Source organism: Streptomyces sp. NPDC005281, assembly GCF_040607495.1.
Classification (GTDB): domain Bacteria; phylum Actinomycetota; class Actinomycetes; order Streptomycetales; family Streptomycetaceae; genus Streptomyces.
The window spans coordinates 163,207-183,858 of the sequence record NZ_JBEXGX010000016.1; the positions used below are offsets into that span (position 1 = coordinate 163,207).

The 20,652-nt window shown below is 70.3% G+C and carries 19 protein-coding genes and 1 pseudogene; 11 read left to right on the forward strand and 9 right to left on the reverse strand.

The window, feature by feature from the left end; all coding sequences use genetic code 11:
- Window positions 1-336 precede the first annotated feature (336 nt).
- The 7 genes from ABZV42_RS23205 to ABZV42_RS23235 all read left to right on the forward strand — a co-directional run bounded on the left by ABZV42_RS23205 (window position 337) and on the right by ABZV42_RS23235 (window position 8,876).
- The gene (locus tag ABZV42_RS23205; RefSeq protein ID WP_355975888.1) at window positions 337-1,395 is read left to right on the forward strand and encodes a BMP family ABC transporter substrate-binding protein; all 1,059 of its coding nucleotides are present in this window, start codon (window positions 337-339) and stop codon (window positions 1,393-1,395) included.
- A 349-nt stretch (window positions 1,396-1,744) separates the two neighbouring features.
- Window positions 1,745-2,800 (forward strand): BMP family ABC transporter substrate-binding protein, encoded by a 1,056-nt coding sequence (locus ABZV42_RS23210; protein ID WP_355975886.1) that lies wholly within the window; start codon window positions 1,745-1,747, stop codon window positions 2,798-2,800.
- Between the two features lie 243 nt (window positions 2,801-3,043).
- The gene (locus tag ABZV42_RS23215) at window positions 3,044-4,735 is read left to right on the forward strand and encodes an ABC transporter ATP-binding protein (protein WP_356053425.1); all 1,692 of its coding nucleotides are present in this window, start codon (window positions 3,044-3,046) and stop codon (window positions 4,733-4,735) included.
- A complete protein-coding gene (locus tag ABZV42_RS23220; protein WP_355975884.1) occupies window positions 4,735-5,856 on the forward strand; it encodes an ABC transporter permease in 1,122 nt (373 codons plus the stop codon). The genes ABZV42_RS23215 and ABZV42_RS23220 overlap by 1 nt, the downstream gene beginning before the upstream one ends.
- The gene (locus tag ABZV42_RS23225) at window positions 5,853-7,118 is read left to right on the forward strand and encodes an ABC transporter permease (RefSeq protein ID WP_355975882.1); all 1,266 of its coding nucleotides are present in this window, start codon (window positions 5,853-5,855) and stop codon (window positions 7,116-7,118) included. Before ABZV42_RS23220 ends, ABZV42_RS23225 begins: the two co-directional genes overlap by 4 nt.
- Complete coding sequence (locus ABZV42_RS23230; RefSeq protein ID WP_355975880.1) at window positions 7,115-7,528, forward strand: cytidine deaminase; 414 nt, start codon at window positions 7,115-7,117, stop codon at window positions 7,526-7,528. Before ABZV42_RS23225 ends, ABZV42_RS23230 begins: the two co-directional genes overlap by 4 nt.
- A gap of 64 nt (window positions 7,529-7,592) precedes the next feature.
- Complete coding sequence (locus ABZV42_RS23235) at window positions 7,593-8,876, forward strand: thymidine phosphorylase (protein WP_355975878.1); 1,284 nt, start codon at window positions 7,593-7,595, stop codon at window positions 8,874-8,876.
- A gap of 57 nt (window positions 8,877-8,933) precedes the next feature.
- Here ABZV42_RS23235 and ABZV42_RS23240 read toward each other — a convergent pair whose 3' ends face one another.
- Window positions 8,934-9,854, reverse strand: coding sequence for an AEC family transporter (locus ABZV42_RS23240; RefSeq protein ID WP_355975876.1), 921 nt, complete (start codon window positions 9,852-9,854; stop codon window positions 8,934-8,936).
- 134 nt (window positions 9,855-9,988) lie between these two features.
- Between ABZV42_RS23240 and ABZV42_RS23245 the strand changes: the two are divergent.
- Window positions 9,989-10,228: pseudogene (locus ABZV42_RS23245) on the forward strand (hypothetical protein); the annotation flags it as partial.
- A 39-nt stretch (window positions 10,229-10,267) separates the two neighbouring features.
- Here ABZV42_RS23245 and ABZV42_RS23250 read toward each other — a convergent pair.
- Window positions 10,268-11,344, reverse strand: a complete 1,077-nt coding sequence (locus tag ABZV42_RS23250; protein ID WP_356053385.1) for a sigma-70 family RNA polymerase sigma factor — start codon at window positions 11,342-11,344, stop codon at window positions 10,268-10,270.
- Between the two features lie 175 nt (window positions 11,345-11,519).
- The gene (locus tag ABZV42_RS23255) at window positions 11,520-12,830 is read right to left on the reverse strand and encodes an MFS transporter (RefSeq protein WP_355975872.1); all 1,311 of its coding nucleotides are present in this window, start codon (window positions 12,828-12,830) and stop codon (window positions 11,520-11,522) included.
- 62 nt (window positions 12,831-12,892) lie between these two features.
- On the opposite strand from ABZV42_RS23255, the gene ABZV42_RS23260 reads away from it, so the two are divergent.
- Complete coding sequence (locus ABZV42_RS23260) at window positions 12,893-13,855, forward strand: LysR family transcriptional regulator (protein WP_355975870.1); 963 nt, start codon at window positions 12,893-12,895, stop codon at window positions 13,853-13,855.
- A 38-nt stretch (window positions 13,856-13,893) separates the two neighbouring features.
- Here the strand turns inward: ABZV42_RS23260 and ABZV42_RS23265 are convergent, their stop codons facing one another.
- On the reverse strand, window positions 13,894-14,655 hold the full coding sequence (locus ABZV42_RS23265) for an alpha/beta hydrolase (protein WP_355975869.1): 762 nt from the start codon (window positions 14,653-14,655) through the stop codon (window positions 13,894-13,896).
- A 113-nt stretch (window positions 14,656-14,768) separates the two neighbouring features.
- Between ABZV42_RS23265 and ABZV42_RS23270 the strand changes: the two genes are divergently transcribed.
- A complete protein-coding gene (locus ABZV42_RS23270; protein WP_355975867.1) occupies window positions 14,769-15,923 on the forward strand; it encodes an adenosine deaminase in 1,155 nt (384 codons plus the stop codon).
- Between the two features lie 143 nt (window positions 15,924-16,066).
- On the forward strand, window positions 16,067-16,420 hold the full coding sequence (locus ABZV42_RS23275) for an ATP-binding protein (RefSeq protein WP_355975865.1): 354 nt from the start codon (window positions 16,067-16,069) through the stop codon (window positions 16,418-16,420).
- A 206-nt stretch (window positions 16,421-16,626) separates the two neighbouring features.
- Here the strand turns inward: ABZV42_RS23275 and ABZV42_RS23280 are convergent, their stop codons facing one another.
- From ABZV42_RS23280 to afsQ1, 5 genes are all read right to left on the reverse strand, one after another.
- The gene (locus ABZV42_RS23280; protein ID WP_355975863.1) at window positions 16,627-16,830 is read right to left on the reverse strand and encodes a PspC domain-containing protein; all 204 of its coding nucleotides are present in this window, start codon (window positions 16,828-16,830) and stop codon (window positions 16,627-16,629) included.
- An 84-nt stretch (window positions 16,831-16,914) separates the two neighbouring features.
- Window positions 16,915-17,496: a VanZ family protein gene (locus ABZV42_RS23285; protein ID WP_356053387.1), complete on the reverse strand. Its 582-nt coding sequence runs from the start codon at window positions 17,494-17,496 to the stop codon at window positions 16,915-16,917.
- A gap of 63 nt (window positions 17,497-17,559) precedes the next feature.
- The gene (locus ABZV42_RS23290) at window positions 17,560-18,156 is read right to left on the reverse strand and encodes a hypothetical protein (protein ID WP_356053389.1); all 597 of its coding nucleotides are present in this window, start codon (window positions 18,154-18,156) and stop codon (window positions 17,560-17,562) included.
- Between the two features lie 50 nt (window positions 18,157-18,206).
- The gene (locus ABZV42_RS23295; protein ID WP_355975857.1) at window positions 18,207-19,790 is read right to left on the reverse strand and encodes a HAMP domain-containing sensor histidine kinase; all 1,584 of its coding nucleotides are present in this window, start codon (window positions 19,788-19,790) and stop codon (window positions 18,207-18,209) included.
- Window positions 19,787-20,464 (reverse strand): two-component system response regulator AfsQ1, encoded by a 678-nt coding sequence (gene afsQ1, locus ABZV42_RS23300; RefSeq protein ID WP_037625670.1) that lies wholly within the window; start codon window positions 20,462-20,464, stop codon window positions 19,787-19,789. The genes ABZV42_RS23295 and afsQ1 overlap by 4 nt, the downstream gene beginning before the upstream one ends.
- Between the last annotated feature and the right edge of the window lie 188 nt (window positions 20,465-20,652).

Here is a 20,652-nt window from a genome sequence, read left to right on the forward strand (position 1 = left end):
GGTCCGAGCCCCGTGCGCGGCCGGGTGAACTCCGGTCGCGCCCCTCGGTGGCCCGCAGTAGCGTGGTCCGCAGTTCTTCGTCAGCAGTCACTCCGTGGAGCAGGAACCATCCGCTCCGTCACGTGGGCTCCGTCCTCCGGAAACCCGCGTGTCGGACGTGGTGGGCGCTGCATCCCCAAACACACCTTTCGGTCCCGTGGTTCACAAGGACGTAACCGGCCATCGGCACGAATGGATAACGGCCAGGCGGAATCCCGTTCCCTGGACTGTCTACGCGCGTTAATGTGCGCCGAACTGAGCACCCACTGCGGGGCTTTGGAGAATGGGGAACTTCAGATGCGTCGGATTGCCAGCCTGACCCGCGTCGCGGTGGGGGTCGCGTCGCTCGCACTCGCCGCCACCGCCTGCGGCGGTACCAGCAGCGACAGCAACAGCAGCAGCAACAGCAGCTCGAGCGGCGGCGCCAAGGGCCTCGCCATCGCGTACGACGTCGGAGGCAAGGGCGACCAGTCCTTCAACGACGCCGCGTTCGCCGGCCTGGAGAAGGCGAAGAAGGAGTTCGGCTACCAGACGGCCGACGTCGAGCCCACCGACAACGAGACGGACGCCGACAAGCAGCAGCGCCTCGAGTCGCTGGCCAGGCAGGGCTACAACCCCGTCATCGGCATCGGCTTCGCCTACGGTCCCGCGCTGGAGAAGGCCGCCGCGAAGTTCCCGAAGACCAGCTTCGGCATCGTGGACTCGGTCGTGCCGGGCAAGAACGTGGCCTCCCTGGTCTTCGCCGAGCAGGAGTCCTCCTACCTCGCCGGTGTCGCGGCCGCCAAGGCCACCAAGAGCAACACGGTCGGCTTCATCGGCGGCGTGGACGTTCCGCTGATCCACAAGTTCGAGGCCGGTTACACCCAGGGCGTCAAGGACACCAAGCCCGGCGTGAAGGTCCTCTCGCAGTACCTCACGCAGACCGCCGCCGAGGGTGGCTTCTCCAGCCCCGACAAGGGCAAGGCCGCTGCCGAGGGTCAGATCGAGAAGGGCGCGGACGTCCTCTACGCCGCGGCCGGACTCTCCGGTCAGGGTGTCATCGAGGCCGCCGCCAAGGCGAAGGTCTGGGCGATCGGCGTCGACTCCGACCAGTACAAGCAGGCGGCGCTGGCGTCGTACAAGGACTTCATCCTGACCTCCGCGCTCAAGGATGTCGGCGGCGCGGTCTACACGCTGTCCAAGTCGGTCCACGACGGCAAGCCGCTGACCGGCACGCAGACCTTCGACCTCAAGGCCAACGGTGTCGGCCTCGCCGACAGCAACCCGAAGATGTCGCAGATCGCCGGTCTGAACGACGCCGTGGCCAAGGCCAAGGCGGCCATCATCGCCGGTGACATCAAGGTCAAGACCTCCTAGGACCTGTCCGACGCCGAGGCGGGCGGCGGCACCGGTCGCGTGAGCGGCGGGTGACCGCGGCGGGCCCCGGCCCGCCCGGCCCTCGCCGGGCGGGCGAACAGGATCGAAGTACCGCGGAACGGGCGGGCACCCCTGGTGCCCGCCCGTTCCGCTGTCCGCTCCCGGAGTCACCGTCCGCGATCTTCCCTTTGCGATCGGCGCGTCCCGGGCCCGCCGGCAAGTGGCGTCGGGCACAGCCGGATAACAAGGTGGACAGAAGGGGTTTTCTAGTTGGTCTACGCGCGTTAATCTGCGGCGAAGCCAGCGCCGAAGCTGAACCGTCGGGCGCTGTACGACAGGAGTACATGTAATGCGCCGGGTTACCCGCATCGCGCTCGCAGGCACTGCGACCGCCTCTCTCGCCCTCGCTCTGTCCGCCTGTGGCGGCACCTCGACCTCCAGCTCGTCCTCCTCGGACTCCAAGGGCGGTCACAAGGGCCTCGCCCTCGCGTACGACGTCGGCGGCAAGGGCGACCAGTCCTTCAACGACGCCGCGTTCGCGGGTCTGACGAAGGCGAAGGACGAGTTCAAGTACGACACCGCCGACCTCGAGCCCACCGACGGCGAGACGGACGCGGACAAGACGCAGCGCCTGATCTCGCTGGCCAAGCAGGGTTACAACCCGGTCATCGGCATCGGTTACTCCTACGGCCCGGCCGTCAAGGCCGCCGCCGCGAAGCTCCCGAAGACCACCTTCGGCATCGTCGACGACTCCACCGTCGAGGCGAAGAACGTCGCGGACATGGTCTTCTCCGAGCAGGAGGCCTCCTACCTGGCCGGCGTCACCGCCGCCAAGGCCACGAAGTCCAACACGGTCGGCTTCATCGGCGGCGTGGACGTTCCGCTGATCCACAAGTTCGAGGCGGGCTTCGAGCAGGGTGTCAAGGACACCAAGCCGGGCGTGAAGGTCCTCTCGCAGTACCTGACGCAGACCGCCCAGGAGGGTGGCTTCTCCAGCCCCGACAAGGGCAAGACGGCCGCCGAGGGCCAGATCGAGAAGAAGGCCGACGTCGTCTACGCCGCCGCCGGTCTGTCCGGTCAGGGCGTCATCGAGGCCGCCGCCGCCGCGAAGGTCCTCGCCATCGGTGTCGACTCGGACCAGTACAACCAGCAGGCGCTGGCCAAGTACAAGGACTCGATCCTGACCTCCGCGACCAAGGATGTCGCCAAGGCGGTCTACAACCTGGCGAAGTCGGTCGAGGACGGCAAGCCCGAGAGCGGTATCGTTCGGGGCGATCTGAAGTCGGGCGAGGTCGGCCTGGCCGACTCCAACCCGTCCTTCAAGAGCAACACCGCGATCCAGGACGCCGTCAAGGCCGCCCAGGAGAAGATCATCAGCGGTGCGATCAAGGTCAAGACCAGCTGACGAGAGTTACCTCAGGAGCAGCCAATGCGGTCCCGGGGAAGTTCGGGCAAGTCTCAGTGCCGTCCGGCACGGGGAGGCGCCCGCTCCGCCCCGGAGTCGCTTGGTAATCGCGGGGTTACGTCCGTTCGACGGGATACGAGGAGCCTCGCTCCCCGTGTCCCGTTCTCGCGGCACGTGGCCCCTTTCGTTGCCGTAGGGGCGCTACGCGCGTAGACGACCCCCTTTCCCTCAGGAGAGTGCGCCATCAACGCGTCCAGCAGCCCTCCGGCCGGCGCGGTCAACGGTCAGACGACCGCTGTCGAACTCGCCGGGATCACCAAGCGATTCCCTGGCGTCGTGGCCAACCACGACATCCACCTCAGCGTCCGCAAGGGCACCGTGCACGCCCTCGTCGGCGAGAACGGCGCCGGCAAGTCGACGCTGATGAAGATTCTCTACGGCATGCAGAAGCCGGACGAGGGCACCATCGCCGTCGACGGCGAACAGGTCACCTTCTCCTCGCCCGGTGACGCCATCGCCCGCGGTATCGGCATGGTCCACCAGCACTTCATGCTGGCCGACAACCTCACCGTCCTGGAGAACGTCGTCCTCGGCAGCGAGAAGCTGTACGGGATCGGCGCCAGGGCCCGCCGCAAGATCGCGGAGCTCTCCGAGCGCTACGGCCTCGGAGCCCGCCCCGACGTCCTCGTCGAGGAGCTCGGTGTCGCCGACCGGCAGCGCGTGGAGATCCTCAAGGTCCTCTACCGCGGCGCCCGCATCCTGATCCTGGACGAGCCCACCGCCGTCCTGGTCCCGCAGGAGGTCGACGCGCTATTCGACAACCTGCGCGAGCTCAAGGCCGAGGGCCTGTCCGTCATCTTCATCTCGCACAAGCTGGGCGAGGTCCTCTCCGTAGCCGACGACATCACCGTCATCCGGCGCGGTACGACGGTCGGCACCGCCGTACCGTCCGAGACGACCCCGCGTCAGCTCGCCGAGCTGATGGTCGGCAGCGAACTGCCGACGCCCGAGACCTCCGAGTCGACGGTCACCGACCGGGCCGTGATCGAGGTCGAGGACCTGGTCGTCTTCGCCAAGGGCTCCGTGTCGATGGGCAAGGGCTCCGCGGCCCTCCTCATGGACGAGGTGGAGCGCGGTGCCGTACGGCTCGTGCTCAACCATGTCTCCTTCACCATCCACGCCGGTGAGGTGATGGGTATCGCCGGTGTCGAGGGCAACGGCCAGACCGAGCTCATCGACGCGCTGATCGGCCTCAAGGGCGCCGACTCCGGTGTCATCCGCTTCGCGGGCGACGACATCACCGGCCAGTCCACGCGCAAGCGCCGCGAGAACGGCATCGGCTACATCCCCGAGGACCGCCACCGTCACGGCCTCCTCCTGGAAGCCCCCCTCTGGGAGAACCGCATCCTCGGCCACGTCACCGAGAAGCCCAACGCCAAGGGTGTCTGGATCGACATCAAGGGCGCCCAGCAGGACACCCGCCGCATCGTCGAGGAGTACGACGTGCGCACCCCCGGCATCGACGTCACGGCGGCCTCCCTGTCCGGCGGCAACCAGCAGAAGCTGATCGTCGGCCGCGAGATGAGCCACAAGCCCAAGTTCCTGATCGCCGCCCACCCCACCCGCGGTGTGGACGTCGGCGCGCAGGCGCAGATCTGGGACCAGATCCGCGCGGCGCGCCGCGAAGGGCTCGCCGTCCTGCTGATCTCGGCGGACCTGGACGAGCTCATCGGCCTGTCCGACACGCTCCGGGTGATCTACAACGGCAAGCTGGTCGCGGACGCGGACCCGGCCACCATCACCCCGGAGGAACTCGGCTCGGCCATGACCGGCGCCGCCTCCGGACACCTGGAGAACGAGGAGCTCGCCGAAGCGGCCGAGCTCGAAGAGCCCGCCGAGAACCCGGCGGACGCCCCGGAAGACGAGGCCCGCTGATGAAGAAGTTCGACAAGGAGCGCCTGCTCCTCGGGGTGGCCGGACCGGTCATCGCGCTCGTCGTCGCCGTGGCGCTGACCTCGATCGTGCTGATCGCCTCGGGCAAGAACCCGATCGAGCCGTACACGATCATGTTCCAGCAGGCGACGTACTCCGACATCCAGGTCCTGATCATCAACCAGGCCTCGCTGTACTACATCGCGGCGCTCGCGGTGGCCATCGGCTTCCGGATGAACCTGTTCAACATCGGTGTCGACGGCCAGTACCAGCTCGCCGCCATGATGGCCGCGATCGTCGGCGCGCACGTCGCGCTGCCGGCCGTGCTCCAGGTCCCGCTGCTGATGGTGACCGCGATCTGCACCGGTGCCTTCTGGGCCGGCATCGCCGGTGTCCTCAAGGTCACCCGCGGGGTCAGCGAGGTCGTCGCGACGATCATGCTGAACGCGATCGCGACCTCCGTCATCGCCTACATGTGGCTGCCCGACGTCTTCGGCGTCAAGCTCGGCAACAACAACACCACCGGCGTGATGCACAAGTCCGGCTGGATCCCCGGCTTCAGCATGGGCGACGCGGGCGAGATCTACGGTCTGGTCATCCTCGCCGTCGTCCTCGGCATCGGCTACTGGATCGTCCTCAACCGCACCCGCTTCGGCTTCGACCTGCGCGCCTCCGGCGCCTCCGAGTCCGCCGCCGCGGCCAGCGGTGTCGACCCCAAGCGCATGGTGCTCACCGCGATGCTGCTCTCCGGCGGCATCGCCGGTCTCGCGGGTCTGCCGATCCTGCTCGGCGACACCCACACGTACAGCCTGAACTTCCCGGTCGGCATCGGCTTCCTCGGCATCGGTATCGCGCTGCTCGGCCGCAACAGTCCCGTGGGCATCGCCTTCGCGGCCCTGCTGTGGGCCTGGCTCGACAAGGCCTCGCCCGAGCTCGACTTCCACGGGTACGACAAGGAGATCGCGGTCATCATGCAGGGCCTGATCGTGATCGCGGTCGTGGTCTCGTACGAGGCCGTGCGCGAGTGGGGTCTGCGCCGTCAGCAGCGCCGCGTCGGCGCGGAACTCGCCGCGGGCAACGTCCTCGGCGCCACCGGTAACGAAAAGGAGGTGGCGGGTCGATGACCACCGCAACCGACGTCAACCAGCCCACGTTGCAGCCCGGGGCCCCCAAGGGCCGCCGGATGTCGCTTCCCGTCCTCCTGCTGGTGATCGCGGGCGCCCTGGCGCTGACCTCGATCGTCCGCATCATCACCGGCGCCGACGGCATCACCAACGTCAGCCAGATGTCGACCGCGCTCGAACTGGCCGTCCCGATCGGCCTGGCCGGTCTCGGCGGTCTGTGGGCCGAGCGCTCCGGCGTCGTCAACATCGGCCTCGAAGGCATGATGATCCTCGGCACCTGGTTCGGCGCCTGGGCCGGCTACCAGTGGGGCCCGTGGACCGGTGTCCTGGTCGGCATCATCGGCGGCGCCCTCGGCGGCCTGCTGCACGCGATCATCACGGTCACCTTCAACGTCAACCACATCGTCTCCGGTGTGGCCATCAACATCCTGGCCCTCGGCGTCACCCGCTACCTGTCCCCGATCGCCTTCGTGGGCGTCCAGGGCGGCTCGGCCAAGCAGTCCCCGCCGGTCGACTCGCTCGGCCAGTTCACCGTGCCAGGGCTCTCCGACTGGCTCACCACCCTGAACTCCAAGGGCTGGTTCTTCATCTCGGACATCGCGGGTCTGCTCGGCGGTCTGGTCACCGACGTCTCCTGGCTGACCCTGATCGCCATCGCGCTGATCCCCGGTACCTGGTGGGTCCTGTGGCGCACCTCGTTCGGTCTGCGCCTGCGGTCCTGCGGCGAGAACCCGGTCGCGGCCGAGTCGCTCGGCGTGAACGTCTACAAGTACAAGTACATCGCCGTGATCATCTCCGGCGGACTGGCCGGCCTCGGCGGAGTCTTCCTCTCCATCGTCGCCAACCCCTTCTACCTGGAGGGCCAGACCGCCGGCCGCGGCTACATCGGTCTCGCGGCGATGATCTTCGGCAACTGGATGCCCGGCGGTCTCGCCCTCGGCGCCGGTCTGTTCGGTTACACCGACAGCCTCAACCTGCGCGGCGGCTCGGACAACGTCCACGCCCTGCTGCTGCTCGGCTCCATCCTGCTCGTCATCGGCGCGATCTGGCTCGCGGTGAAGAAGAAGTACGTCTCCGCCGTCATCACCCTGGTCATCGGCGTCCTCGTCTTCCTCTGGTACGCCAACACCAACGAGGTGCCCACCCAGATCGTCTCCGCCACCCCGTACGTCATCACCCTGCTCGTCCTCTCGCTGTCGGCGCAGCGCCTGCGCATGCCGAAGGCGGACGGCCTGCCGTACCGGAAGGGACAAGGCAAGTGACAGCCGCCGGCGTGGAGTCCGCGGACGTCGACTGGGCCGAGCTGCGGGAGGTGGCCCGTACGGCGATGTCCCGCGCGTACGCCCCTTACTCGCACTACCCGGTCGGCGCCGCCGCCCGCGTCGACGACGGCCGGGTCATCTCCGGCTGCAACGTCGAGAACGCCTCCTACGGTCTCAGCCTGTGCGCCGAGTGCGGGCTGGTCTCGGAGCTGCACACCACCGGCGGGGGTCGGCTGACGCACTTCACGTGCGTCGACGGACAGGGCGAGATCCTCGTCCCCTGCGGGCGCTGTCGGCAGCTGCTGTTCGAGTTCGGCGGGGACGACCTGATCCTGGAGACGCCGGCCGGGCTCGTGCCCCTCTCCGAGATGCTGCCGCAGGCCTTCGGGCCGGGCCATCTCACCAAGTAATGCCCCGCGGCCCCTCCCGACCGACCGATCCGGGAGGGGCCGCTCATCTTTCGGAAGGAACGTCATGGCCATGGACGCCGTCTCCGTCATCCGCACCAAGCGGGACCGCGCCGAACTCAGCGACCAGCAGATCGACTGGGTCATCGACGCGTACACCCGCGGCGAGGTCGCCGACTACCAGATGGCCGCCCTCAACATGGCGATCCTGCTCAACGGCATGAACCGCCGTGAGATCGCCCGCTGGACGGCCGCGATGATCGCCTCGGGCGAGCGCATGGAGTTCTCCTCCCTGTCCCGCCCGACCGCCGACAAGCACTCCACCGGCGGCGTCGGCGACAAGATCACCCTCCCGCTGGCCCCGCTCGTCGCCGCCTGCGGTGCCGCCGTGCCCCAGCTCTCCGGACGCGGCCTCGGCCACACCGGCGGCACCCTGGACAAGCTGGAGTCGATCCCGGGCTGGCGCGCGCTGCTGTCCAACGAGGAGATGCTGCACGTCCTCGACACCACCGGCGCGGTCATCTGCGCGGCCGGCGACGGCCTCGCCCCGGCCGACAAGAAGCTCTACGCGCTCCGCGACGTCACCGGCACGGTCGAGGCGATCCCGCTCATCGCCTCCTCCATCATGTCCAAGAAGATCGCCGAGGGCACGGGCTCGCTGGTCCTGGACGTGAAGGTCGGCACCGGCGCCTTCATGAAGACCATCGAGGACGCCCGCGAGCTGGCCTCCACCATGGTGGGCCTCGGCACCGACCACGGCGTCAGGACCGTCGCGCTCCTCACCGACATGTCCACGCCGCTCGGCCTGACCGCGGGCAACGCCCTGGAGGTCCGCGAGTCCGTCGAGGTCCTCGCCGGCGGCGGCCCCGCCGACGTCGTCGAGCTCACCATCGCCCTGGCCCGCGAGATGCTCGACGCGGCCGGAGTCAAGGACGCCGACCCGGCGAAGGCGCTCGCCGACGGCTCCGCGATGGACGTGTGGCGCCGCATGATCGCCGCCCAGGGCGGAGACCCGGACGCCACGCTGCCCGTCGCCCGCGAGCAGCATGTCGTGACCGCCTCGGCCTCCGGTGTGCTGACCCGCCTCGACGCGTACGACGTCGGCATCGCCGCCTGGCGCCTGGGCGCCGGACGCGCCCGCAAGGAGGACCCGGTGCAGGCCGGCGCGGGTGTCGAGCTGCACGCCAAGCCGGGCGACACGGTGACGGCGGGCCAGCCCCTGATGACCCTGCACACGGACACCCCGGACCGCTTCGACTACGCGCTTCAGGCGGTCGAGGGCTCGTACGACGTCGCCGCGGCCGGAACGGAATTCAAGGCCACGCCGATCGTGCTGGACCGGATCGCCTGATCCTCACGAGACCCAGGAACGGGGACCGGTGCTTTCGCGCCGGTCCCCGTCGCCGTCTCATCCGAGCGCGGCCGCGATCACCACGAGCACCGGCACGGCCAGGATCGTCGAGAGCAGGATCGACTCGCGGGCCAGGGACTCGCCGACCCGGTAGCGCGAGGCGTACGTGAACAGGTTCTGCGCGGCCGGCAGCGCCGACGTCACCACCACGTCGAGCAGCGGCGCGCCGCCGAGGCCGAACACGCCGACGGCCAGCGCCCAGGCGGCCAGCGGCTGGCCCACCGCCTTCAGCGCCACCGACAGCAGCACCGGGCCCCGGTCCGAGCCGCGCCCGGGCAGGGCACTGCCGCACAGCGAGATCCCGAAGGCCAGCAGCACCGCGGGCACCGACATGCCGCCGATCAGCCGGAGCGGTTCCAGGATCGGACCCGGAACGCTCAGCCCGGCCGCCGAGACCGCGACGCCGCTCAGCGAGCCGACCGCGATGGGATTGCGCAGCGGTGTGAGCAGCCGCCGCCACAGCGGGCCCTTCTCACCCGCCCCGGACAGATCGAGGACGGTCAGGGCGATCGGCGTGACCATGATCTGCTGGAACAGCAGCACGGGCGCCACCAGCGAGGCGTCGCCCAGCACGTACACGGCGATCGGGATACCGAGGTTGCCGGAGTTGACGTAACTGGAGCAGAGCGCGCCGATTGTCGTCCGGCCCAGGCCCCAGCCCCGTACGGCCCCCACCGTGACGAACACCCCGGCCACCGCGGCCGTGCTCATCGCCGTCACCAGCAGCCGGCTGGAGAAGACGACCGACAGGTCGGCCCCCGCGAGCGTCGTGAACAGCAGCGCGGGCGACGCCACATGGAAGGCCAGCTTCGTCAGCACCTCCCGCCCGTTCTCCCCGAGAGAACCGCGCCGCCCGATGACGTACCCGACGCCGATGACGACGGCGATCACCGCGAAGCCCGTCAGCACCCCTCGCACGGCACCCCCTCGGCGGGCAGGGAGCCGGGCGTGAGGCCGTCGGGTATCCGTGGCGGAACCGGTTCATGGGGCATGCATCCAACCCAAGAGGGAGGACCGGGCGCGGGTCAATGTGATCTTCCGCGCCGCCCGCGATGAGTTCACGGCCGCCGGCCGGTCTACTGACCGTGGACTCCGCGAAACCGGCCGTGCTCGTGCTGCCAGGACTCGTCACCCGGGACGAGGTACCCCGGCTCTGCGAGGCCGTCCGGGCACTCCTCGGGACGACCGGCCGCGGGGTCGTGGTCTGCGATGTCACGGGCCTCGGGCCGCCGGGACTCACCGTCCTCGACGCACTGGCCCGCATGGAACTGGCGGCCCGCCGGGCGGGCGGCCGGATACGCCTGCACGGCCCGGACCCGGCGCTGCGCGCCCTACTCGACCTCGTCGGCCTCCGCTTCGAGACCTGCGACGGCTCCGGACCCGCCGGCTGCCCGGTCTCCGGGAGTCCCGGCCTCCTCGGATCCGTCGAGACGCAGGGGGAGCCCGAAGAGGGGGAACCAGCGGGCCGTGTCCAGGAAGAAGTGGAACCCGGTGAGGCGCCCCTTTGAGATCTCCAGCGCCTGCACCGCCCAAGCCGTGTGGCCGCGGCCGTCCTCGTCCGGCTTGTACTGGGCGAAGCCAGGCAGGCCGTTGACCTCGACCGGGACCAGCCGCGAGCCGGCGCAGGCCGCTCCCAGCGTCGTCATGAAGCCCGTGATGTCCTGGGGGCCGCGCAGCCACAGGTCGAACGGCGGCATCGTCATGACCGCGTCCTCGTGCAGAAGCGCCGTCAGGGCCGTCATGTCGTACCCCTCGAAGGCCGCCACGTAGCGCTCCAGGAGCTTCTGCTGCTCCTCGTCGAGCGGATCGGAGACGGCGGCGTCCGCGCCCGCCTCGGCCTTCTCCGCGAGGGTGGCGCGGGCCCGCTGGAGCGCGCTGTTGACCGAGGCGACCGTGGTTCCGAGGAGCTCGGCGACCTCGCTCGCCCGCCACGCGAGGACCTCACGCAGGATGAGGACCGCGCGCTGCTTGGGCGGCAGCTGCTGGAGGGCCGCCATGAAGGCCAGGCGCACCGACTCCTTGGCGACCGCCGCCTCCGCCGGATCACCGGTCGACGGCAGCACCCGGGCGTCCGGCACCGGCTCCAGCCAGGTGCTGTCGGGGCGCGGGGTGAGCGCGGCCTGCGCGAGCGGCGAGGGAGCCGTGAGATCCATCGGACGAGCCCTTCGATTGCCCGCGTTGAGCATGTCCAGGCACACGTTCGTCGCGATCCGGTAGAGCCAGGACCGCATCGAGGAACGGCCCTCGAACTTGTCGTAGCTGCGCCAGGCGCGGACCATCGTGTCCTGCACCGCGTCCTCGGCCTCGAAGGACGAGCCGAGCATGCGGTAGCAGTACCCGGTCAGTTCGACCCGGTGCCTCTCCAGCCGGACGTCCAGGTCCGTCGTCGTCGCCGTACCCTCGCTCACGCCAACCCACCCCTGTGGCCGTTTCCGATGCGCGCGTCGTCGCGCCGGCACTTCGGAAGCTACCGCAGGGCACTGACAATGGCGCCCGGAGTGGACAAAGCGGCAGGTCGCGGTGGGTGTTCCGGAACGCGTCGAGGGGCCCGGAGGTCTCCCCGGGCCCCTCGACGGCGGATCCTCAGTGGGCCGGCGCGGGCGCGCCGCGCATCCCGACGCGGGCCGCGCGCGAGCCGAACAGGGTGATCGAGACGACTCCCAGCACCGCGAACAGCCCCATGGCCACCGTGCCCGCCCAGCCTCCCGCGTGGAAGGCGACCGCGCCCAGCGTGCTGCCTGCGCTCGAGCCGATGTAGTACGAGGACTGGTAGAGGGCCGAAGCCTGCGCCCGCCCCTCCTTCGCGGTGTGGCTCACCGACGACGAGGCCACCGCGTGGCCCGCGAAGAAGCCCGCGGTGATCAGGACCAGACCGAGCAGGACCAGCGCCAGGGAGCCGGCGAGGGAGAGGAGCAGCCCGGCGGTCGTGGTGGCGCCCGCCAGATAGAGGGAGCCTCGGCGGCCCAGCCGGCCGGCCAGCCGGCCCGCCGTCGACGCCGACACCGTACCGACGAGATAGACCAGGAAGACCGAGCCGACGATGCCCTGCGGGAGCGAGAAGGGAGCCTCGCCCAAGCGGTAGCCGATGACCGTGTAGACCCCGCCGAAGACCATCATGAACAGCGCGCCGATCGCGTACAGCCGGCACAGCAGCGGGTTCGACAGGTGGTCGCGGACCGTGCGGGCCAGCACCCGGGGCCGCAGCGAACCCTGCGTGAAGTGCCGCGGCGCCGGCAGCAGCAGCCGGAAGGCCACCGCGCAGGCCACGGCGACCAGCCCGATCGTGGCGACGGCCGCCCGCCAGCCCCATTCCTGCGCCACCCAGCCGGTGATGATCCGGCCGCTCATCCCGCCGACACTGTTGCCCGCGACGAACAGACCGATCGCGGTGATCAGAGCCTTGGGGCGGACCTCCTCCGCCAGATACGCCGTCGCCGACGCCGGAAGTCCCGCGAGCGCCGCGCCCTGGACCGCCCGCAGCGCCACCAGCGCCCCGATCGACGGCGCGAAGGGGACCAGGAGACCGACGGTGACCGCCACCGCCAGGGACGCCGTCATCACCGTACGCCGCCCGAAGCGCTCCGACAGCGCGCTCATCGGCAGCACGAACAGCGCGAGCCCGCCCGTCGCGGCCGACACCGTCCAGCTCGCCCGGCCCGCGCTCACCCCGAGGTCCGAGGAGATCAGCGGGAGCAGGGCCTGGGTGGAGTAGAGGAGCGCGAAGGTCGCGACGCCGGCGAGGAAGAGCGCGAGGCTCATCCGGCGGTAGCCGGGGCCGCCGGGGGCCATACGGGAGTCGGCGTCGGGGACGGACACGGAGGCGGTGACGGAGGCGGCTGGAGCGGAGGCGGCGGCGCCCGTGGTGACGGGCGCCTCGGTACTGGCGGAAGGCATACCTCGAACCTAAGGACCCGCCGTTCATCCGTCCAATGCATGGAATCGCCATAATCGATCCCATGGCGCATCAGCAGAGGTCAGAGGCTCACCTGTCACCGTTCAGTGACACAGAAGACGGCGCGCACTTCGCGAGGCTGCTCGCTCCGCGCCTGGCGTACTTCGCCGGCGTCGCCCGCACCGAGCACGTCACCCGGGCCGCGGAGCAGATGCGGGTCCCGCAGTCGACCCTGTCCCGCGCCATGGTCCGGCTCGAACAGGACCTGGGCGTCGACCTGTTCGCGCGCCATGGCCGCACGGTCTCGCTGACCCCCGCGGGCCGCACCTTCCTCTCCTCCGTGGAGCGGGCCCTCGGCGAGGTCGAGCGGGCCGCCGAGGAGGTGCGCGCGGACGCCGACCCGGCCACCGGCAAGGTCGCGTTCGGTTTTCTCCACACGATGGGATCGGAGACGGTGCCGGGCCTGATCCGCGCGTTCCGCGCCGATCACCCGGGCGTCCGTTTCAGTCTCGTGCAGAACTACGGGGAGGCCATGCTGGAGCGGCTGCGCTCGGGCGAGCTGGACCTGTGTCTGACCTCGCCCGTGCCGGACGCGCCCGATCTGGTGGGCCGCCGGCTCGACGAGCAGAAGCTCCGCCTGGTCGTGCCCGCCGACCATCCGCTCGCCGGGCGCAGGCGCGTCCGTCTCGCCGAGGCGGCGGACGAGATCTTCGTGACCCTGGAACCCGGCTACGGGATGCGGCGGATCACCGACGACCTGTGCCAGGAGGCGGGGTTCCGGCCGCGTATCGCCTTCGAGGGGGAGGAGGCCGAGACACTCCGGGGCCTCGTCGCGGCCGGCCTCGGCGTCGCCCTGCTTCCGCCACCGGCCGTCGCCCGTCCGGGAGTTGTCGAACTCACGGTCACCGCCCCGCGCGCCGTTCGCGAGATCGGTGTCGCCTGGCTGGACGGCCACCCGGACACCCCGCCGGTGGCCGCCTTCAAGAAGTTCCTGCTCTCCCGGCGCGGCCACCTGCTGCCCGAGTGAGCCGGGCCAGGGCCTGGGAGCCGACTGTCAGGACGTGTCTATCGGCGCAACGACTGCCCGAAGCCCGCCGCGAGCGGCATCCGCAGGCCGAGGGGCGGCGGCGCGGCGAACGCGTCCTCGACCGGGCGGGAGTAGGAGTGGCCGAACAGCGAGCCCAGCACGAAGTCCTCCGCGAGGGCGAGGACTTCGTGCCGGTGCTGGTGCAGCGCGTGCCCGTCCGAGTGGACCTCGAAGCGGCAGATGCCACGGTTGGCCTTCTTCGCGCGTGCCGCGAGCCGGAAGGACAACTCCGGGTCGGTACGGGCGTCGTTGGTGCCGTGCACGATCAGCACGCGCCGTCCGGCCAGTTGTTTCACCGGTTCGGGTGGTGCGGCGACATCGTCCTCGGGCAGCCAGGGTGCCAGCGCCAGCACGGAGTTGACGGCCGGGTGCCCGCCCGCGCGCAGCGCCGCCCGGCCGCCCATGTCGATGCCGGCCAGGCATACGGGCACGTCGCCGTAGCGGCGGACGATCTCGTCGGCGGCCCACGCCGTGTCGGCCGCGAGATGGGCCTCGCTGCCGTTCCAGCCGCGGACCCGGTAGTGCACCACGTGGGTGACCAGGCCTTCCGCGCGTCCGGCGCGGCTCAGCCGGCGCCCGAGCGCCCTTACGGAGGCGGTCGCCATCATCGGTGAGGGTCTTCGGGCCGAGTTCTCCTCGCCGCCCGGCAGCAGCAGAACAACTCCGCTGACCGCCGTCGGCTCCGGGCCGAGTGTCCTTCCCAGCCGGGCCCTGCGAACGGGCGTCGCTTGCTGTGCCATGACAGAACAGTGTCAGAAGCAAGGGTGTACGCCACCCGTCCGCACGGTCACCGTTACGTATCGACGGATGTGTACAACAGGAGATCTACGCGCGTAGGGGCTACAGTGCGGCAATGACGAGCCAGATCCGGAACATCCCGAGCTCGGAGCAGATCCGCCGGGCGCCCAAGGTCCTGCTGCACGATCACCTCGACGGGGGCCTGCGCCCCGGCACGATCGTCGAACTCGCCCGCGAAAGCGGCTACTCCGGGCTCCCCGAGACCGATCCGGGCAAGCTCGGGATCTGGTTCCGCGAGGCCGCCGACTCCGGTTCGCTGGAGCGGTACCTGGAGACCTTCGCGCACACCTGCGCCGTCATGCAGACCCGCGAGGCCCTGGTGCGGGTCGCCGCCGAGTGCGCCGAGGACCTGGCCGAGGACGGGGTCGTCTACGCCGAGGTGCGGTACGCGCCCGAGCAGCACCTGGAGGGCGGCCTCAGCCTCGAAGAGGTCGTCGAGGCGGTCAACGAAGGCTTCCGGGAAGGGGAACGGCTGGCCCGGGAGAACGGGCACCGCATCCGGGTCGGCGCCCTGCTGACCGCGATGCGGCACGCGGCCCGTGCCCTGGAGATCGCCGAACTCGCCAACCGCTACCGCGACTCGGGCGTCGTCGGCTTCGACATCGCGGGAGCCGAGGCCGGATTCCCGCCCACCCGGCACCTCGACGCCTTCGAGTACCTCAAGCGCGAGAACAACCACTTCACGATCCACGCCGGTGAGGCGTTCGGCCTGCCGTCCATCTGGCAGGCCCTCCAGTGGTGCGGCGCCGACCGGCTCGGGCACGGCGTCCGCATCATCGACGACATCAAGGTCCGCGAGGACGGCTCGGTCGAACTCGGGCGGCTCGCCTCGTACGTCCGCGACAAGCGCATCCCGCTGGAGCTGTGCCCCAGCTCCAACCTCCAGACCGGTGCCGCCGACTCGTACGCGGCCCACCCCATCGGGCTGCTGCGACGCCTTCATTTCCGTGCCACGGTCAATACCGACAACAGACTGATGTCGGGTACGAGCATGAGCCGGGAATTCGAGCACCTGGTCGAGGCGTTCGGTTACTCGCTCGACGACATGCAGTGGTTCTCGGTCAATGCTATGAAGTCAGCATTCATTCCTTTCGATGAACGACTGGCCATGATCAATGACGTCGTCAAGCCCGGATATGCAGAATTGAAGTCCGAATGGCTGTTCCAGCAGACCGCTTCCACCAGCGGTTCCACGGGAGAACAGGCCTGATCGAAGCGAAGGGAAAGCGGCCGGGTCTTCACTTCTCCTCCATGACTCGGCCGCTTTTCGATGTTTGCGGACGGTGGGATTGCGTGATTACGGTTCTGGACCGCTCACATACCCGTATCACCCACCCCAAGGACGCATTCACGATGAAGCAGTCTGCCGTCAAGACTCTCGGTGTCGCCGCTCTCGGCGCCGCTTTCGCCGCCGTCGGCGCGGGTGCCGCGAACGCCGCCCCGGCCGTGCCGGACGCCTCCTCGGCGCTGGACACCGTCACCAGGACGCTGCCCGCCGAGAACGTCGCCTCCGCGCTGCCCGGTGCCGGCCAGGCGCTCGCCCAGGGCCAGAGCGCCCTCGGCACGGGTGTGGCCGCCGCGAAGCCCGCCGCCACGCGTCTGCTCGCCGACGGGCCGGCCGCGCCCGTGGCCGGACTGCTCGGGGGCCTGCCGCTCCAGGGGCTGCCCACGCACGGACTGCCGGTCAACGGGATCCCGCTGGGCTGACACGCCCGGTAGGCGCCCTCCGGCGGACGGAGAGTCCCCTGCCTGTCCGAGCTCGGGGCCTTCCGGCCGTACGAGGACCGGCCGCGCTCGTTCCGGCCGCGCCGAACCCCGCCGTACGAACGCCGGTGGGGCGCACCCGTCTCGGGTGCGCCCCACCGGCGTTCGCCGTGTGCCCTGCCGGCAGCCGCCGGGTGCCTGGCCCGGGTTCACCAGGCGTTGCGGGAGACCCGGTCCTCGGAGGGGAAGAGGATCCACAGCGCTATGTAGAGCACGAACTGCGGGCCGGGAAGCAGACAGGAGAGAAGGAAGACGACGCGCATCGTCGTCGCCGAGGTGCCGAAGCGCCGTGCCAGCGCAGCACAGACTCCGCCGATCATGCGGCCGTTCGTGGGGCGGGCAAGGGCGGTCATGGTGGCTTCTTCGCGAAACCGTCGTCGGGTGCCGGCGGGGCCGGCTTCGTCGTTCTCATCGGTGCCTCACCGATGTCTTCAACGTTACGAGGACGACGTGCGCGAAGCCTCGCTCCAGGGAGCGATCCCGACCCTGGGAATCGTCGGGGTCCGACCCTGAGCGTGGTCCTCCCGGAGGACGGCCGCCCTGCGGCGCGTCTCGGACCTGCGGCGGAGCGCGGCCCGGGCGGCGGGCACGATCGCGAGGTGCGCGAGGGCCACGCCGACGGTGTTCAGCATGATCGAGTCGATGTCCACGACCTGGCCGGGCACCCCGGTCTGGAGCAGCTCTATGCCCAGCGACAGCAGCACGCCGACCGCCGTCGTGCGCAGGAGCGAGCCGAGCGGGGAGACGGTGAGCCTGCCCCCCGCCATCGGGAGCAGCACACTCAGCGGAGCGAGCAGCCCGAGGCCCGCGGCGATACGCCGGGCCGCCACCTCGGGGCCCAGTGCGAGGTCGGCTCTGATACCCGCGAAGGGCCGCAGGTTCGCGGCACTCACCCAGGGGACGTCCAGCGGACGCAGCGTGATCCAGGCGACGAGCGCCAGGTGTGCGACGAGGAGGACACCTCCTGCCACACGGACGCGGGTGACGGCGCTGCCGTCCTCTGAACCTTGACGCTGCACGCCCCCCAAGACGCGGGGTCCGGCACGATCGGTTCCGCTGCGATGGGTTTCGGCCCCGCAGCGTTACGAACCCTGGACCGCCGTGGCCGTCGGGGCGTTGTCGCCGGGGGCGGCACGCGTCTCGGGGGTGCACTCGTAACTGCGCAGGGCGGCGGGGGCGGGACCTCCGAGAACGACGCTGCCGTCGTCCCGCGCCGCGGCCGAGTCCGAGAAGGTGCAGATGATCTGCGCGAGGGCCGTCGGCGTGAGGTCCTGCGGCGAGGTGCTCAGCCGCAGCGTGTCCTCGGGGTCCCCGCCCCGGGGCCCGCTGACCGTCATGCCGCCGCGTACGTCCGTCGTGTACCCGGCCTGCTCCTCGGGCGTCGACGGCGCCACGGCGAGCTCGTCCAGCAGCGCCTGGGCCACCAGGACCCGGCGTGCCGCCTCCGCCGTACCGTCCGGGATGCGCACCGACCGGTCGACCGTCACCAGCTGTTCCGAGCAGAGCAGGAAGACCTGGACCGGCACCCCGTGCGAGGACTGGGTGCTGATGTCGGGGCCGGAGAGCGCGCAGGGCACCCGCGAGGGAGCCGGACCGAAGTCGGTGGGTACCTGGGTGGGACGGATACCGCACCCGGTGAGCAGCAGGGCGAGCAGCGGGACGGCCGACCAGCGAGGCACCCTCCGCCGGGAAGGTGTGCGTGTCCGTGGGCCGGTGGGGTGTGCGGTGGTCATCCGGCGGTGCCTTCCGTGCCGTTCCCGGGCGCGGAGCCGTCACGGCCCCGCAGGTCGTCGGCGAGCAGTTCCGACGCGTCCTGCGGCAGGCGCAGCGTGAACACGGCCCCTCCTTCGGCGGAGTTCGCCGCGGTGATCTCGCCGCCGTGGATGTGCGCGTTCTCCAGGGCGATGGACAGGCCGAGACCGCTGCCCTCGGAGCGCGGGCGGGACGCGCTGGCCTTGTAGAACCGGTCGAAGACGTGCGGCAGGACGTCCTCGGGGATGCCGGGACCGTGGTCCCGCACCTCGATGACCAGTTCCTCGCCCGCCACCCGCACCGACACCCGCACCGGTGAACCGCCGTGCTTGAGCGCGTTGCCGATCAGGTTCGCCAGGATGACGTCGAGCCGGCGCGGGTCGAGCCGCGCCATCATGCCGCGCTCGGCGTCCAGGTCGACGGCGTCCAGCCAGGCGCGCGCGTCGATGCACGCGGTGATCTGGTCCGCGATGTCCACGTAGTCGAGGATGAGCCGGGCCGTGCCCGCGTCGAAGCGGGTCACCTCCATCAGGTTCTCCACGAGGTCGCCCAGACGGCGGGTCTCGCTGACGACCAGCCGTACGGCCGGCTCGATCATCGGGTCGACGCTGCCGGTCTCCGCGTCCAGTTCCTCTTCGAGGATCTCGGTGACGGCGGTGATCGCGGTGAGCGGAGTCCGCAGTTCGTGGGACATGTCGGCGACGAACCGGCGGGACGCCTCGTCCCGCGCGCTCATGTCCGCGACCCGCTTCTCCAGCGCCTCCGCCGTCCGATTGAACGTCCGTGACAGATCGGCGAGTTCGTCCGTGCCGGAGACGCGGAGCCGGGTGTCCAGCTTGCCCTCGCCGAGCCTGCGGGCGGCGATGCCCAGCCGGTGGACCGGCTTGAGGACCGTGGTCGCGGCCGCCTGGGCGAGCAGCGCGGAGCCGATCAGGGCGAGCCCCGTCGCGATCCCCAGGGACCAGGCCAGGGAGTTGAGGTCCTTGGCCTCCGGCTCCAGGGACTTGAGCATGTAACCGGTCGTGCTGCCGTCGATCACGCGGGCCCCGCCCACGAGGTACGACTTGTCGTGCTCGGTGATCCGCTGCCAGTACAGGTGGTACGCCGACTTGTTGGCCGAGGACAGCGGCTGCTGCTTGTTCACCGCCGTGCGCAGGGACTTCGGTACGTCCTCCAGCGTGAACGTGTCCAGCTCGGAGTTACCGGTGATCATCTTGCCGTCGACGTCCTCGGCGGTCAGCAGCACGCTGAAGCGCTGGCTGCTGTTCGCCATCTGCCCTGCCGTGCGCTGGAGTTCGTCCTGCGCAGGATGCACGGGCAGCATGCTCGCGTGGTTGCGCATCTCCTGCTGGAAGTCGCGCAGCACGGCGTCCTGGGTACGTGTCAGCACGGCCTCGCGGTTGAGCCAGTACGCGATGCCCGAGGCGGACACCGCGGCCGTGAGCGCGACGAGTCCGAACACCACGACCAGACGCAGCCGAAGACTGGTGAAGCGAAGACCGGACAGCAACGCCTTGCGCGCCGCGGCCCAGCCGCGGAGCTTGTCCTGCGGTTTGGTCACTGAGGATTGTCCAGCCGGTAGCCCACGCCGCGCACGGTACGGATCAGGGTGGGCGAGGACGGCACGTCCTCCACCTTCGCGCGCAGCCGCTGCACACAGGCGTCGACCAGGCGCGAGTCGCCCAGGTAGTCGTGCTCCCACACCAGACGCAGCAACTGCTGCCGGGACAGGGCCTGTCCGGGCCTGCGGCTCAGCTCCAGGAGCAACCGCAGCTCGGTGGGAGTCAGTTGCAGATCCTCACCGTTCTTGGTGACCGTCATCGCGGCACGGTCGATGACCAGCGAGCCGAACGACGCCGAGTCGTTCGCCTCCCGCTCGCCGCGGCGCAGCACGGCACGGATCCGGGCGTCGAGCACCCGGCCCTGCACGGGCTTGACGACATAGTCGTCGGCGCCGGACTCCAGTCCGACCACGACGTCGATGTCGTCGCTGCGCGCGGTCAGCAGGATGATCGGCAGCTGGTCGGTGCGCCGGATGCGCCGGCACACCTCGAAACCGTCGATGCCGGGCAGCATCACATCCAGCACGATCAGATCCGGTCGCTGCTCGCGCAGCAGCTTCAGACCGTCCTCGCCGGTGGCAGCGGTGGCCACCCGGTGTCCCTGGCGCGTCAAAGAGAGCTCCAGGGCCGTCCGGATGGCGTCGTCGTCCTCGATCAGCAACAGGGAAGGCACGAACGTCATTCTGGCCCATGTCATGCCCGGGTATCGACTGTTGGAGCGCTCCCACTCGTCTCCCGGGCACATCGGTTGCCCTCGCGGGCACTGGCCGGGGCCCGAGTGGTCGTCTGCGTAGTCGTACCGCTCTTCTCTGTGATCGTGCTGTGCCGCGCCTGAAGAGGGGCCCTGTGACAGGTCTGTGA